Source organism: Streptomyces sp. NPDC058295, from assembly GCF_042880655.1.
Taxonomy (GTDB): Bacteria; Actinomycetota; Actinomycetes; order Streptomycetales; family Streptomycetaceae; genus Streptomyces; species Streptomyces coriariae.
This window is the reverse complement of sequence record NZ_JBHVYO010000069.1, coordinates 1-14666: the sequence shown is the minus strand read 5'-3', so window position 1 is coordinate 14666 and position 14666 is coordinate 1. Positions and strand designations below refer to the sequence as shown.

Here is a 14666-nt window from a genome sequence, read left to right as displayed (position 1 = left end):
CAACACCCCCCCCACCCACCGCGCCCCCCGCGGCGGGGGCCCACACGGGGGGGGGGGGGGGGGGGGGGTGGGGCCCCCCCCCCCCACTCCGATGACCGAAGGGTCACTGGTCCCGGTACATCTCCGCCACCAGGAAGGCCAGGTCCAGGGACTGGCTGCGGTTCAGGCGGGGGTCACAGGCCGTCTCGTAGCGCTGGTGCAGGTCGTCGACGAAGATCTCGTCGCCGCCGCCCACGCACTCGGTGACATCGTCGCCGGTCAGCTCCACATGGATGCCGCCCGGGTGGGTGCCGAGGGCCTTGTGGACCTCGAAGAAGCCCTTGACCTCGTCGAGCACGTCGTCGAACCGGCGGGTCTTGTGACCCGAGGCCGCCTCGTAGGTGTTGCCGTGCATCGGGTCGGTGATCCAGGCGACGGTCGCACCCGAGGCGCTGACCTTCTCGACCAGCTCGGGCAGCTTGTCGCGGACCTTGTCGGCACCCATGCGGACGATGAAGGTCAGCCGGCCCGGCTCGCGGTCGGGGTCGAGGCGCTCGATGTACTGCAGCGCCTCCTCGGCCGTGGTCGTCGGACCGAGCTTGATGCCGATCGGGTTGCGGATCTTCGAGGCGAACTCGATGTGCGCGTGGTCCAGCTGCCGGGTGCGCTCACCGATCCACACCATGTGCGCCGAGACGTCGTACAGCCGCCCGGTGCGGGAGTCGACCCTGGTCAGGGCGGACTCGTAGTCGAGCAGCAGCGCCTCGTGCGAGGAGAAGAACTCGACCGTCTTGAACTCCTCCGGGTCGGCCCCGCAGGCGTGCATGAAGTTCAGTGCCTGGTCGATCTCACGGGCGAGCTGCTCGTAGCGCTGACCGGACGGGGACTGCTTCACGAAGTCCTGGTTCCAGGCGTGCACCTGGCGCAGGTCGGCGTAGCCGCCGGTGGTGAAGGCACGCACCAGGTTGAGCGTGGAGGCGGACGCGTTGTACATCCGCTTCAGGCGCTCGGGGTCCGGGATACGGGACGCCTCGTCGAAGTCGAAGCCGTTGACCGAGTCGCCGCGGTACGTCGGCAGGGTCACGCCGTCGCGGGTCTCGGTGCCCTTGGAGCGCGGCTTGGAGTACTGGCCGGCGATCCGGCCGACCTTGACGACCGGCACCGAGGCCGCGTACGTGAGCACGGCGCCCATCTGGAGCAGCGTCTTGAGCTTGTTGCGGATCTGATCGGCGGACACCCCGTCGAACGCCTCGGCGCAGTCGCCGCCCTGGAGAAGGAACGCCTCTCCCTTGGCGACGGCCGCCATCCGGGCGCGCAGCTGGTCGCACTCGCCCGCGAAGACGAGTGGCGGATACGACTCGAGGTCCGCGATCACTGCGCGCAGAGCCTCGGTGTCGGGGTACTCGGGCTGCTGCGCCGCGGGCAGGTCTCGCCAGGTGTTGCCAGCGCTCGCGCTGGTCTTAGCGTTCACGGTCACGCCCTCAACATTACGGGGTCGTGTCGAGTCGTTTTCGCCCGGCTCGACAGGTGAGACGCCCCTGTGCTCAGGTGCGCGTGGGGTAGGGTGCGTCGCATGTTCGCGCTTTCGACCCAGAACTGGTGGTGGACCGCTCATCCGGCGGCCCACTGAACTGCGCGTACGCAAGACTTCGCGAAGGCCGCCCGAGGGGCGGCCTTCGGCGTGTCCGGGGCCGTTCCTCACCGATACCGACATCGATCGAGATCGAGATCGACGGAAGAGGAACCCATGGACCTGGCACGGCTGCTCCACGACGACCGTCCGTTCGCCCTGCTCCGCCGCCGCACTCCCGGCCATGACGCGGACACGGTGGAGGTACTGCTCGGCCCGGTCGCCACGTACGACCGGCTCGCCGACCTGCCGGAGGAGTGCCTGGCGCTCGTCCCCTTCCGGCAGATCCGCGAACGCGGCTTCGACGTCCGCGACGACGGCACCCCGCTGGCGGTGCTGGTTCCCGAGGAGCGTCACGTCCTGCCCCTGGCGGACGCCCTCGACCGGCTCCCGGTCCGGGACGTGCGGGTCGAGGACGGCGGCTTCGACGTGGCCGACGAGGAGTACGCGGAGATCGTCGGGCGGGTGCTGCGGGACGAGATCGGCCGGGGCGAGGGTGCCAACTTCGTGATCCGGCGGACCTATCGGGGGCGGATCCCGGGGTTCGGCCGGGCCGACGCGATGGCCCTCTTCCGGCGGCTCCTCGAAGGCGAACGGGGCGCCTACTGGACGTTCGTCGTGCACACCGGGGACCGGACGCTGGTGGGAGCCAGCCCCGAGGTGCATGTGCGGATGTCCGGCGGCACGGTCGTGATGAACCCGATCAGCGGGACGTACCGGTACCCGGCGGAGGGCCCGACACCCGAGCGGCTGCTGGACTTCCTCGCCGACGGCAAGGAGATCGAGGAGCTGTCGATGGTCGTCGACGAGGAGCTCAAGATGATGTGCACCGTCGGTGACATGGGCGGGGTGGTGATCGGACCCCGGCTGAAGGAGATGGCGCATCTCGCGCACACCGAGTACGAGCTGCGCGGCAGGTCCTCGCTGGATGTGCGGGAGGTGCTGAAGGAGACCATGTTCGCGGCGACCGTCACCGGCTCGCCCGTGCAGAACGCCTGCCGGGTCATCGAGCGGTACGAGCCCCTCGGGCCGGACGGTGTCGGGCGGGGTTACTACGCCGGCGCGCTGGCGCTGCTGGGCCGGGACACGGGCGGGGCGCAGACCCTCGACTCCCCCATTCTCATCCGCACCGCCGACATCGACGCGGCCGGGCGGCTGCGGGTGCCGGTGGGCGCCACGCTCGTCCGCGGCTCGGATCCGGCGGGCGAGGTCGCGGAGACGCACGCGAAGGCGGCGGGCGTGCTGGCCGCGCTCGGTGTCCGGCCGGGCAGGCCACGGACGGACGGCGCGCGGCCCCGGCTGGCCGACGACCCCCGGGTGCGGGCGGCGCTGGACGGGCGCCGGGCCTCGCTGGCGCCGTTCTGGCTGCGGATGCAGGAGCGGACGGAGGAGCTGACCGGGCACGCGCTCGTCGTCGACGGCGAGGACACCTTCACCGCGATGCTCGCGCATGTGCTGCGGTCGAGCGGTCTGGAGGTGAGCGTCCGGCGCTACGACGAACCCGGGCTGACGGAGTCGGTGCTCGCGCACGAGGGGCCGGTCGTGCTGGGCCCCGGCCCCGGTGACCCGTCCGACCTGGGCGACCCGAAGATGCGGTTGCTGCGGGGGCTGACCGCGCGGGTGATCCGGGAGCACCGGCACGGTGTCCTCGGCGTCTGCCTCGGGCACGAGCTGATCGCGGCGGAGCTGGGGCTGGACATCGTGCGGAAGCAGGTGCCGTACCAGGGGGCGCAGACGACCGTGGACCTGTTCGGGCGGGCGGAGACCGTCGGGTTCTACAACAGCTTCGTGGCGCTGTGCGACGACGAGGCGCTGGCGGAGCTGGCGGCGCACGGGGTGGAGGTGAGCCGGGCCGCGAACGGCGAGGTGCACGCGCTGCGCGGGCCGCGGCGCGCCGAAGGCGGACCTATGAACGCGGTCGCCGGGGTCCAGTTCCATCCGGAGTCGGTGCTGACGCTGAACGGGGCTGCCGTGGTGCGGGAGTTGGTGGCCCGGGTGGGCGCCGAACCGCGGCCGGCCCGTTAGCGGTCCGTCAGCCGAAGAACACGCCGACCTCCGTGTACAGCCTCGGGTCCACCGTCTTCAGTTTCGCGGTGGCCTCGGCGATCGGTACCCGGACGATGTCCGTGCCGCGCAGGGCGACCATCGTGCCGAAGTCGCCCTCGTGGACGGCGTCGATGGCGTGCAGGCCGAAGCGGGTGGCGAGCCAGCGGTCGAAGGCGCTCGGGGTACCGCCGCGCTGGACGTGGCCGAGGACCGTGGTGCGGGCCTCCTTTCCCGTGCGCCGTTCGATCTCCTTGGCGAGCCACTCGCCGACGCCGGACAGCCTGACGTGCCCGAAGGAGTCCAGCGACCCGTCCTTCAGCACCACGTCACCGTCCCTGGGCATCGCGCCCTCGGCGACGACCACGATCGGGGCGTACGACGCCCGGAAGCGGGAGGTCACCCAGGCGCAGACCTGCTCGATGTCGAAGCGCTGCTCGGGGATGAGGATGACGTTGGCGCCGCCGGCCAGGCCCGAGTGCAGGGCGATCCAGCCGGCGTGCCGGCCCATCACCTCGACGACGAGGACGCGCATATGGGACTCGGCGGTGGTGTGCAGCCGGTCGATGGCCTCGGTCGCGATGCCCACGGCGGTGTCGAAGCCGAAGGTGTAGTCGGTGGCGGACAGGTCGTTGTCTATGGTCTTCGGGACGCCCACGCAGGGCACCTCGTACTCGTCGGAGAGCCGGGCCGCCACCCCGAGGGTGTCCTCGCCGCCGATGGTGATGAGGGCCCCGACCCGCTGCCGGGCGAGGGTGTCCTTGATCCGGCGGATGCCGTCCTCCTCCTTGAGGGGGTTGGTCCGCGAGGAGCCGAGGATGGTGCCGCCGCGGGGCAGGATGCCGCGCACGGCGGGGATGTCGAGGCGGATCGACCTCCCTTCCAGGGGGCCCCGCCAGCCGTCGCGGAATCCGACGAACTCATGGCCGTACTCCTGGACGCCCTTGCGGACGACCGCCCGGATGACGGCGTTGAGGCCGGGGCAGTCCCCGCCCCCGGTCAGTACTCCGACGCGCATGGAAGTGTCCCTTCGCCGCGGTTGGCCGACGAAGGTCACGGTAATGGTGATCCAGGTCACACAGGTATGCCTCGGCAGGTCCAATTCCGGTGAATCGCCCGGGGATTGGCCGCGGCGCCCTCACTCGTCGTCGAGGCCGCGCTCTATCGCGTACCGGACCAGCTCCACCCGGTTGTGGAGCTGGAGCTTGCCGAGGGTGTTCTGGACATGGTTCTGGACCGTGCGGTGCGAGATCACGAGGCGTTCGGCGATCTGCTTGTAGCTCAGGCCCTTGGCCACCAGCCGCAGCACCTCGGTCTCCCGGTCGGTCAGCCGGGGCGCGTTCGGTTCGTCGCCGCCGCCCGCGGCCGGGCCGGGGTCCGAGGCCAGCCTGCGGTACTCGCCGAGGACCAGCCCGGCCAGGCCCGGGGTGAACACCGGGTCGCCGACGGCCGTGCGGCGCACCGCGTCCAACAGCTCCTCCGTGGACGCCGACTTCAGCAGGTAGCCGGTCGCACCGGACTTCACCGCCTCCAGCACGTCGGCGTGCTCACCGCTCGCCGACAGCACCAGCACCCGCAGGGCCGGGTTCGCGGCGACGACCTCCTTGCAGACCTGGACGCCGGGCTTGGCCGGCAGGTTCAGGTCCAGCACCAGCACATCGGGCGTGGTGGCCCTGGCCCGGCGCACGGCCTGTTCTCCGTCGCCCGCGGTGGCGACCACGTCGAGGCCGGCCTCGGCGAGGTCCCGGGCGACGGCGTCGCGCCACATGGGGTGGTCGTCGACCACCATGACCCTGATCGGATCCTGCTCACTGCTCATCGCTGTTCCGCCTTCCCCCGCCGCACGTTCTTCTCCTTCGGCACCGTCAGTTCGACCTCCGTGCCCTGCCCCGGGGTGGAGATCAGCTCGGCGCTGCCGCCGAGGTCACGCAGTCGGCCCCGGATCGACTGGGCGACCCCGAGCCGCCCCTCGCCCTCGGCCTGCGCGAGCCGCCCCTCGGGAATGCCGGGCCCGTCGTCCCGCACGCTGATGATCACCTCGTCGGGCTCGTCCTCCACCAGGATCCAGGCCCGGGCGTCCTCCCCGGCATGTCTGCGTACGTTGTCCAGGGCGGCCCCGACCGCCGCGGCCAGCTCCTTCGCGGCGGGCGCGGGCAGCAGCACCGGGGCGCCCGGCTCGGCGAGGTTGACGCGGGCGGCGGCGAAGGGGGCGAGCAGCGAGCGCAGGTCGACCGGACCGGTCCGCTCCGCCGGCTCCTCCACCACCCGCACGACGGCACCCTCGGCCGCGTCCTGCGACACCCGCGAGACCGGCACGAGGCCGCCGGCGACCAGGGTGCGCAGCGCGACCTCCTGCTCCCCGGCCATCCGGCCCAGTTCGGCCGCCTCGCCGCCGAGCACCGCGCCGCGCCGCTGCACCATGGCCAGCACCTGGAGCACGCCGTCGTGGATGTCCCGGGCGAGCCGCTCCCGTTCCCGGGTCGCGGCCTCGATCTCCAGCGCGCGGGCCAGGGTGCGTTCGGAGGCGCGGGCGACCTCGACGACGTAGCCGATGGCGATGGAGGCGACCCAGACGAGGATCACGTTGTGGATGGTGTCGCGGGCCGGGGTACCGCGCTCGACGAGGTTGGCGACCGCGACAGCCGTGGACGCGAACGCCGCCCAGCGCCAGCCGCCCTTGATGGCGAAGGCCAGGACGGAGCCGGCGGTCCATATCGACGGCAGGGTCGGGCCGCCCGACTGGATGCGCTCGTGGGCGTCGGCCACGGTGGTGAGCAGGATGCCGGTGAGCGCGATGGTGAGGTCGGCGGCGAGGAAGCGCTTGGTGCAGCTCGCCGCGCTCGCGACCTTGGGCAGGGTGGCCACGGTCCAGACGAACAGGACGCAGTAGTAGCCGACGGCGACCCAGGGCCGGGCGAACCCGTCGTAGGCGGTGGCGAAGAAGCCCACCGCGTACAGCATGGTGAGCACCCGGTAGCCGGCGAGCGCACGCCACAGCGGCAGCTCGACCGACATCCTGATGACTCTCTCGCGTCTGGCCATCCGTCCCCCGCCCCCGGGCCCCGACTACCGACTGCCGCCCACCGACCGCCGGACTACTGCTCTTTGTCCTTCATGGCCTGGTCCTTCTCGGCCTGCGCGAGCGCCGCCTTCGCGGCCCTCTCCGCCTCCTTCTCGGCCTTCGCCGCCTCCGTGATCTGCCGCTTGGCGGCGGTCGCGTAGATGTCGACGTACTCCTGGCCGGAGAGCTTCATGATCTCGTACATGACCTCGTCGGTCACGGCGCGCAGCACGAAGCGGTCGTGATCCATGCCCTGGTACCGGGCGAAGTCCAGCGGCTTGCCGATGCGTATGCCGGGCCGCATGATCTTCGGCAGCACCTTCCCGGGCGGCTGGATCTTCTCAGTGTCGATCATCGCGACCGGGATCACGGGCGCGCCGGTGGCGAGCGCCACGCGCGCGAGGCCGCCCGGCTTGCCGCGGTAGAGCCGGCCGTCGGGCGACCGCGTGCCCTCCGGGTAGATGCCGAACAGCTCGCCCCGCTCGAGCACCTCCACGCCGCTGCGGATCGCCGCCTCGCCGGCCCCGCGGCCGCCGGAGCGGTCCACCGGGAGCTGTCCGACGCCCTTGAAGAAGGCCGCCGTCAGCCGGCCCTTCACCCCGGGTGTGGTGAAGTACTCGGCCTTCGCGATGAAGGTCACCTTGCGATCGAGGACCGCGGGCAGGAAGAACGAGTCCGAGAAGGACAGGTGGTTGCTCGCCAGGATCGCGGGGCCCTCGGCGGGAATGTTCTCGAGGCCTTCCACCCAGGGCCTGAAGGTGACCTTCAGCGGTCCCCCGATAGCGACCTTCATCGCGCCGTACAACAAGCGAGTGCCTCCTGTTTGTGTCGCTCAGACCTTAACCCGGAGTGGCCGCAAAGGCTCCGACGACCCTGGTCGGTGTCAGTGCGGTCGCGTACGGTGAAGCAGACGTCCCTCCCACGAAGAACAGACGAAGACAGGAGACCGAGGTGCCGGTCCTTCCTGGAGCCGAGCCGTACCGCCATGAGGGCGGAGAGGTCGGGGTGCTCCTCTGTCACGGCTTCACCGGTTCCCCGCAGTCGCTGCGCCCCTGGGCGCGGTACCTGGCCGGGCAGGGCCTGACCGTCTCACTGCCGCTGCTGCCGGGACACGGCACGCGCTGGGAGGACATGGCGCTGACCGGCTGGCCCGACTGGTACGCGGAGGTGGACCGCGAGCTGCGCGCCCTGCGCGACCGGTGCTCCCGGGTGTTCGTGGCCGGCCTGTCGATGGGCGGCGCGCTGGCCCTGCGGCTCGCCGCGAAGCACGGGGAGGGGGTGGAGGGCGTCATCGTCGTCAACCCGGCGAACCGGGTGCACGGCCTGTCCGCGTACGCCCTTCCGGTGGCCCGCCATCTCGTCCGGACGACGAAGGGGATCACCAGCGACATCGCGAAGGAGGGCGTGCTGGAGAGCGGGTACGACCGGGTGCCGCTGCACTCGGCGCACTCCCTGCGCACCTTCCTGCGGATGATCGACGGCGAACTGCCGCAGGTCACCCAGCCGCTGCTGCTTCTGCACAGCGTCCAGGACCATGTCGTACCGGCCGCCGACTCGGCCCGGGTCCTCGGCCGGGTGTCGTCGACCGACGTGACCGAGATCCTGCTGGAACAGAGCTACCACGTGGCAACGTTGGACCACGATGCGGACCGGATCTTCGAGGAGAGCTACGCGTTCATCGCCCGGATCGCGCCCAGTGTCGGCAAGGAAGGGACGGCCGTAGGTGGCTGAGCACGACTCCGACCGCGAGGACCGGGAGAACCGGGACGAGCGGGACGGCCCGGAGGGCCGGGAGGGCCGCGCGTCGGAGGAGCAGAGCGTGCCCTTCGACGAGGCCGCCGCGTGGGCGGCGATCGTCGCGGGATACGGCGAGGAGCCGGCGGACCCGCCGGGCGCCAAGCCGTTCAAGTCGGTCGAGGACCTGGCGCTGCTCGAGGTCGGGACGAACGACGAGGAGTCCGGGGCGGAATCCGACCAGGAACGACCCGCGAAGGACTCCGCCAAGGAACCCAGCAAGGAGCCCGCCAAGGAGCCCGGCGAGGAGAAGGAACCGGCCAAGCCGCTGGGCGGCTCGATCGCCTTCGCGCCCGGAGTCGGTCCGCGCGACCACCCGGCTCCCGAGGCCGCGGAGGAGGACTTCGACGGGGACGACGAGGGCCACTTCGTCCCGCCGGAGCCGCCGCCGCTGCCCGCCGCCGACACCACGGCCAAGTTCGCCTGGCTCGGGGTGATCGGCGGGCCGTTGCTGCTCCTGCTCGCGGTGCTGCTGGGCTGGGAGATGACGTGGTGGCTGTCGACCGTCGGCATCGGCGGCTTCCTCGGCGGCTTCGCCACCCTGGTGATGCGGATGCGCACGGACGACGAGGAGGACGGGGATCCGGGGCGGGGAGCGGTCGTCTAGGACCTGTCCGCGGGGATCCTGAGGGCGGCGAGGACCGGAAGGTGGTCCGTGGCCGCCCTCAAGTCGCTCCCGGTGACTCCGGGAAGCCCGATCGGCACCCCGCAGCCCAGCACCTCCACGCCCTTCGTCACGAAGATCCCGTCGATGCGGCGGTTCGGCCCGCTGGACGGGAAGCTGTCCTCGGCGCCCCAGGGGGCGGCGGCACGGCAGTCCTGGAGCGCGGCGGCCAGGCGGCCGAAGGTGCGGCCGCCCGGGCTCTCGTTGATGTCGCCGCCCGCGACCGCGTGCTCCACGCCCATCCCGGCCAGACGGTCGAGCAGCATGCCCGCCTGCTCGTAACGCTCGGCGGCCGTCAGACCGAGGTGGCAGCCGGCCACGCCGAGCCGGGCACCGGCGAAGCGGACCACGGCGGTCGCGAGGCCCCGGCGGTGCTCGCCGGGGGTGAGCGGCAGCAGGACGTCCTCGGCGCGTTCGACGGTCGCCCGCAGCGAGCACAGGACGGCCGGGCCGGCCGCCGTGCCACCGCCGGTGAGGATCACCTGGCCGGAGGCGGCCGCGAGCCGGGCGAGCTTCTTGCGCCAGCGGAAGAAGCGGGGAGCCTCCTGGACGAGGGTCAGGTCGGGGGCGCAGGCCGTGATGACCCGGGCCAGGGCCTCGGTGTCGTCCCGCATGGAGCGGATGTTGTAGCTGAGGACCCGGATGACGGCCGAACCGTCGGGCTCGGTGCGGGAGTTGGGTAGCGGCGAGGTCGTCGGCATAGCGATCAAGATACGCCGCTCCGTCCCCTACGTCCGGAAAAGCGAACGGGGGCCGCGAACGGCCCCCGTGTTGACGCCGTGTCGACGCCCTGTGCGTGGTGCGACTACATGATGGGGTCGGGCTCTCTTGCCAGGTCCGCCGCCCCCACCAGGCCCGCCTTGTTGCCCAGCTGGGCCGCGATGACATCGGCCACCGGGCGCCAGTTGCCGCCGACCAGCCAGCGCTTGTAGGACTTCCGGATCGGGTCGAGGACCAGCTCACCCTCGTCGGAGAGACCGCCGCCGACGATGAAGGCGGACGGGTCGAAGAGGGAGGCGAGGTCGGCGAGGCCCGCGCCGGCCCAGCGGGCGAGCTCACGGTAGGAGTCGACCGCGACCGGGTCGCCCTGACGGGCGGCCATGGAGATGTGCTTGCCCTCGATGCCGTCGGGGTTGCCGTCGCCCAGCGACAGCAGGATCTCGGCGTTCTCGGGGGTGGCGTTGGCGCGCTGCTTGGCGTAGCGCACGAGGGCGCGGCCGGAGGCGTACTGCTCCCAGCAGCCCTGCGAGCCGCAGCCGCACAGCAGACCGTCCGGCACCATGCGGATGTGGCCGAACTCGGCCGCGACGCCGAAGTGACCGCGGCGCAGCTTGTTGCCGATGATGATGCCGCCGCCGAGGCCGGTGCCGAGGGTGATGCAGATGACGTTGCGGTGGCCCTTGCCCGCGCCGAACTTGTACTCGCCCCACGCCGCGGCGTTGGCGTCGTTCTCCACCACGACGGGGAGACCGACGCGGGCCTCGACCTCGTCCTTCAGCGGCTCCTGGCGCCAGTCGATGTTGGGCGCGAAGTAGACCGTCGAGCGCTGGCGGTTGACATAGCCGGCGGCGCCGATGCCGACACCGACGATGTCGTGCCCGGCACGCGCGCCCTCCACGGCGGAGGCGATGGCGTCCACGATGCCCTCGGGCGTGCCCGGGGTCGGCACCTTGTGGGTCGAGAGGATGTTGCCTTCCTCATCGACCACGCCGGCCGCGATCTTCGTGCCGCCGATGTCGACGCCGATGGTGAGTCCCATGAATCCCTCAGTTTCGGTCGAGCCCCGCTACGGCCAACCGTACCCGAGGCCCTGCCCCCGGAGGGCTTCAGTCCAAGTCGATGCGCTGGCCGGGACCGGTGTCGTCGCCGTCGCGACCTTGATCGCGCGGGGTGTTCCCCGGGTCCTTCGATCCCTTCGTCCAGCGTTGTTCCTGGGTCTGGACGGCGGAGCGGTAGGCGGCGAGGAGTTCGGTGCCGGCGGCCGCGAGGTGGTCGAAGACATCCGGGTTGCGCTCGATGACGGGCTCCACGGCGGCCTTGGCCTGCTCGACGACCTGGCGGACCACCTGCTGGGCGGCCGGCCCGGCGACCGCCCCGAGCAGCGGGGACTGGAGCGAGGACAGCTTGTCGCCGACGGCGTCGACGAGCTTGCGCAGTTCCTCGGCGGCCGAGCCCGGGGGCGGGCCGTCCTGGGCACGGCGGCGGGCCTTCTCCGCCGCCAGGTCCTCGGCGGCGGCGGTGGCCCAGGCGTCGGCGTCGGTCGCGCGGGGCCGCTCGTCGAAGCCTGCTGTCCCGGCGGGCTCCCCGGCGGCGTCGGGCGTGGGGCGCTCTTCGCTCATGGCGGACTCCTGATGACTCCTGGTCGACGACGCCTGATGACGGCTCGTCCCTACGACGGTACCCGAACGGCGGAACGTCGTTCAGTGGCTGCGCGGCCACAGCCCGGGATCCGGCGCGAACCGCACGCACAGCTCGCCGTCGCGCAGCGCGGCGCCGTCGACGGTGCAGCGGCGCAGCACGGAGGGCAGCGCGACGATACGACGGAACGGTCCGGCGGTGACGACGAGTTCGTCGCCGCGCCGGATGAGGTCGAGCTCGTCGCGTATGGCGCCGGGCAGCGGGAGGTGCCAGACCAGCACGCCGTCCTCGGCGAGCCGGTCGGCCACGGGCCACTCGACCGGGGAGGTCGCCGGGTTGACGGCGGGCACGGCGAGCGCGCCGAGGTCGTCGGCGCCGCGGGGGTCGTAGCCGAGGTGGGCGACGGGACGGGCCGCCTCGCCCCACTCCCCCAGGGCCTTGCGCTGCTGGGTGACGAGCCGCCCGAGCAGGCCCTCGTCACCCGCCGCCTCCGGCAGGACGCGGTTGGCGACGAGCGATTCGACGGGCAGGGCGCGCAGGGCGAGGCCGAGGCGGGCGTCCCGGACGGCGTCGGCGCCGGCCGGTCCCGGCTCGGCGACCAGGCGTACGGCGGTGCCGGGGTCGGCGAGGACGGCCTCGACGGCGGCCAGCTCCATGTCCCAGCGGGCGGTCGTCTCGTACAGCCACTCGGCGGGCATCGGCACCCCGGCGAGACGGCCGAGCATCGGGCGCAGGGCGCGGGCGGCCTGTCGTTCCGGCGGGAGCAGCCGGCGCAGATAGCGGCGCAGCTCCTCCGGGAGGGCCAGCAGGGCGAGGGCCTGCGAGACCGGCGGCAGGTCGACGACGAGAAGTTCGTGCAGGTCACCGCCGTCGGCGAGGGCGGCGTCCCGCAGCGCGCGCAGCAGGGTCAGCTCCTCGGCGCCGGGGAGGGGGGTGACCTCCTCCGGGTCGAGCCGGGAGGCGCCGAGCAGGTCGAGGACGGTGGAGGCACGGTCCTGGAAACCGGCGAGGTCGTCCCGGAAGCCGGCGGTGGCGTCGGGTCGCCAGGCGGTGAGGCACGGGGCGACCGGGACGGGGTTCGCCCCGGTGCGCACTCCGAGCGCCGCGCCGAGGGTGTCGGTGCGGTCGGCGCTGAGGACGAGGGTGCGGGTGCCTTCCGCTGCCGCGCGCTGTGCGGTGGCGGCCGCCACGGTGGTGCGTCCGCTGCCGCCAGGGCCGGTGATCAGGATGGTGCGCATGAGGGTGAACCGTAACGGAGGTCGGGGCAGCCCCCCGACCTCCTCGCCCCGCACCCGGACCCGTCGGCTCCCGGGTCCCGCGGCCGGCACTACTTCTCGGGCGCCCCGGAGCCGGCCTCTCCCGACTCCACCCGCTTCTTCAGGCCGGCCAGCGCGCGGTCGATGATGACCTTCTCGGCCTTGCGCTTGATCATGCCCAGCATGGGGATCTTGACGTCCACGGTCAGCCGGTAGGTGACCTCGGTCGCGCCCGCGCCGGCCGGCTTGAGGAGGTAGGAGCCGTCGAGCTGGCGCAGCATCTGGGACTTCACCAGCGTCCAGGACACCTCGTGCTCGCCGGTCCAGGTGTAGCCGAGGACCTGGTCGTCCTTGATGGCGCCGGCGTCCATGACCAGGCGGACCTGCTCGGCGCGGCCCTGCCCGTCGGTCTCGAGGACCTCCGCCTGCTTCACCTCTCCGGTCCAGTCCGGGTAGCGGGCGAAGTCGGCGATCACCGCCATGACCTCAGCCGGTGCCGCCTCGATCGTGATGCTCGAGCTGGTGTGTTCCGCCATCGCTGTGGCTCCTCCAGATGCGGGCCGGGTAAAGGTAGAGAAGAGGACACCGTGCGCCAGCCGCCGCGCACGTGTGTGCAGCGTGAAGGCTACCGCGCGCCCGACCTGCCGCCGTCACCCGGAGTCAGGACACCGGCCCGACGGCGCCGGGTCGTCGCCCGGTCACCACTCCAGCGCCCACGGCTTCCCGCTGCCCGCGAAGTGCCCCACGTTCACGCACTCGGTGGCGCCGACCCGCATCCGGCGGGCCAGCGGCTGGTGGACGTGCCCGAAGAGCGCGTAGCGGGGCCGGGTGCGGCGGATGGCGTCCAGCAGCGCCCGGCTGCCCCGCTCGAAGCGGCGGGCCACGGTGTCGTAGACGAGTTCCGGCACCTCCGGCGGGATGTGGGTGCACAGCACGTCGACCTCGCCCACGGCCTCGATCTTCGCCGCGTACTCCTCGTCGCTGATCTCGTACGGGGTACGCATGGGGGTCTTCAGGCCGCCGCCCACGAAGCCGAAGACCCGGCCGCCGATCTCCACCCGCTCCCCGTCCAGGACGGTGGTGCCGGGCCCGGCGAACTCGGGCCACAGCCGCGGCATGTCGACGTTGCCGTAGGTGGCGTACGTCGGGCTCGGGAACGCCGGGAACAGCTCGGCGTACTGCTTGCGGACCGCCTGCTCGATCAGCGCCGCACGGTCGCCGCCGATGCCGCCCCACAGCCGGGCGCCGAGCTCCCGGGCCTCCTCGAAGCGGCGGGCGGTGCGCAGTTCGACGATGAGGTCGGCGTTCTCCACCCCGAAGAGGTCGGGGAAGATCCCGCGGGAGTGGTCGGCGTAGTCCAGGAACAGGACCAGGTCGCCCAGACAGATCAGTGCGTCCGCGCCCTCTCCGGCCCGGGCCAGGTCGCGCGCGTTGCCGTGCACGTCGCTGACCACGTGGATGCGTGTCCTGCGGTTTCCGGGCGGTGTGGAGGCCATGACGATCAAGGGTAGGCGTGTGCGGCATATGTGAACAGTGGCGATCGGGATACCGGTTACTGGCCAGTCAGTAAAGCGGTGGACTACTGTCGGCCGGGAAACACCAATCTGTGTGACGCAGCGAACATCTCGCCGGACCCCCCTGTCGAAGACGCCATACCGACGGGTAACGTCCGGGCAGTCCAGTCGTGCTCAGGATTTCAACCATCGAGATCCGCCGAGGTCCCGAGCACAGTCCCGAGCCTTGGACCGCATCGTCGCAGCACACAACGTCGTGGCGCCGGCGCCCTATGAGGAGCAGCAGTCTTGCGCGAGTTCAGCCTTCCGGCTTTGTACGAGGTCCCTGCGGACGGCAATCTGACCGACATCGTCCGCAGAAACGCCG

General features: G+C 72.1%; 15 protein-coding genes. 4 read left to right on the top strand and 11 right to left on the bottom strand.

The annotated features are described in order from the left end of the window. Window positions 1–103 precede the first annotated feature (103 nt). Entirely contained in the window at window positions 104–1456 is a 1353-nt protein-coding gene (locus ACFVYS_RS40185) for a class II 3-deoxy-7-phosphoheptulonate synthase (protein WP_389510340.1), read from the bottom strand. A gap of 96 nt (window positions 1457–1552) precedes the next feature. Here ACFVYS_RS40185 and ACFVYS_RS40180 point away from each other — a divergent pair, with 96 nt between their 5' ends. Together ACFVYS_RS40180 and ACFVYS_RS40175 are read left to right on the top strand one after the other, a co-directional pair. Continuing rightward, on the top strand, window positions 1553–1609 hold the full coding sequence (locus ACFVYS_RS40180; RefSeq protein WP_078912442.1) for a trp operon leader peptide: 57 nt from the start codon (window positions 1553–1555) through the stop codon (window positions 1607–1609). A 117-nt stretch (window positions 1610–1726) separates the two neighbouring features. Continuing rightward, window positions 1727–3634 carry an anthranilate synthase family protein gene (locus tag ACFVYS_RS40175; protein WP_389510338.1) on the top strand — a complete coding sequence of 636 codons (1908 nt, stop codon included), beginning with the start codon at window positions 1727–1729 and terminating at the stop codon, window positions 3632–3634. Window positions 3635–3641: 7 nt separating this feature from the next. Here ACFVYS_RS40175 and ACFVYS_RS40170 read toward each other — a convergent pair whose 3' ends face one another. The 4 genes from ACFVYS_RS40170 to ACFVYS_RS40155 form a co-directional block, all read right to left on the bottom strand. After that, complete coding sequence (locus ACFVYS_RS40170; RefSeq protein ID WP_389510336.1) at window positions 3642–4670, bottom strand: 6-phosphofructokinase; 1029 nt, start codon at window positions 4668–4670, stop codon at window positions 3642–3644. Window positions 4671–4790: 120 nt separating this feature from the next. Beyond that, a complete protein-coding gene (locus ACFVYS_RS40165; protein ID WP_389510335.1) occupies window positions 4791–5471 on the bottom strand; it encodes a response regulator in 681 nt (226 codons plus the stop codon). Beyond that, window positions 5468–6694, bottom strand: coding sequence for a MacS family sensor histidine kinase (gene macS / locus ACFVYS_RS40160; protein ID WP_389510333.1), 1227 nt, complete (start codon window positions 6692–6694; stop codon window positions 5468–5470). The genes ACFVYS_RS40165 and macS overlap by 4 nt, the downstream gene beginning before the upstream one ends. Window positions 6695–6747: 53 nt before the next feature. Next, window positions 6748–7506 carry a lysophospholipid acyltransferase family protein gene (locus ACFVYS_RS40155; RefSeq protein ID WP_389510375.1) on the bottom strand — a complete coding sequence of 253 codons (759 nt, stop codon included), beginning with the start codon at window positions 7504–7506 and terminating at the stop codon, window positions 6748–6750. A gap of 158 nt (window positions 7507–7664) precedes the next feature. Between ACFVYS_RS40155 and ACFVYS_RS40150 the strand changes: the two genes are divergently transcribed. Together ACFVYS_RS40150 and ACFVYS_RS40145 are read left to right on the top strand one after the other, a co-directional pair. After that, a complete protein-coding gene (locus ACFVYS_RS40150) occupies window positions 7665–8444 on the top strand; it encodes an alpha/beta fold hydrolase (protein ID WP_327182579.1) in 780 nt (259 codons plus the stop codon). Continuing rightward, window positions 8437–9114 (top strand): hypothetical protein, encoded by a 678-nt coding sequence (locus ACFVYS_RS40145; protein WP_389510331.1) that lies wholly within the window; start codon window positions 8437–8439, stop codon window positions 9112–9114. Before ACFVYS_RS40150 ends, ACFVYS_RS40145 begins: the two co-directional genes overlap by 8 nt. Here the strand turns inward: ACFVYS_RS40145 and ACFVYS_RS40140 are convergent. The 6 genes from ACFVYS_RS40140 to ACFVYS_RS40115 form a co-directional block, all read right to left on the bottom strand. Further along, window positions 9111–9872, bottom strand: coding sequence for an endonuclease/exonuclease/phosphatase family protein (locus ACFVYS_RS40140; protein WP_389510330.1), 762 nt, complete (start codon window positions 9870–9872; stop codon window positions 9111–9113). The genes ACFVYS_RS40145 and ACFVYS_RS40140 overlap by 4 nt on opposite strands. 104 nt (window positions 9873–9976) lie before the next feature. Beyond that, the gene (locus tag ACFVYS_RS40135) at window positions 9977–10930 is read right to left on the bottom strand and encodes an ROK family glucokinase (RefSeq protein WP_020129975.1); all 954 of its coding nucleotides are present in this window, start codon (window positions 10928–10930) and stop codon (window positions 9977–9979) included. Window positions 10931–10997: 67 nt separating this feature from the next. Further along, window positions 10998–11510 (bottom strand): DUF5304 domain-containing protein, encoded by a 513-nt coding sequence (locus ACFVYS_RS40130; protein ID WP_389510328.1) that lies wholly within the window; start codon window positions 11508–11510, stop codon window positions 10998–11000. A gap of 81 nt (window positions 11511–11591) precedes the next feature. Further along, window positions 11592–12767 carry an ArsA family ATPase gene (locus ACFVYS_RS40125; RefSeq protein WP_389510327.1) on the bottom strand — a complete coding sequence of 392 codons (1176 nt, stop codon included), beginning with the start codon at window positions 12765–12767 and terminating at the stop codon, window positions 11592–11594. A gap of 89 nt (window positions 12768–12856) precedes the next feature. Next, window positions 12857–13321, bottom strand: a complete 465-nt coding sequence (locus ACFVYS_RS40120) for an SRPBCC family protein (RefSeq protein WP_389510325.1) — start codon at window positions 13319–13321, stop codon at window positions 12857–12859. A gap of 162 nt (window positions 13322–13483) precedes the next feature. Then, window positions 13484–14239 (bottom strand): metallophosphoesterase, encoded by a 756-nt coding sequence (locus ACFVYS_RS40115; RefSeq protein WP_327187598.1) that lies wholly within the window; start codon window positions 14237–14239, stop codon window positions 13484–13486. Between the last annotated feature and the right edge of the window lie 427 nt (window positions 14240–14666).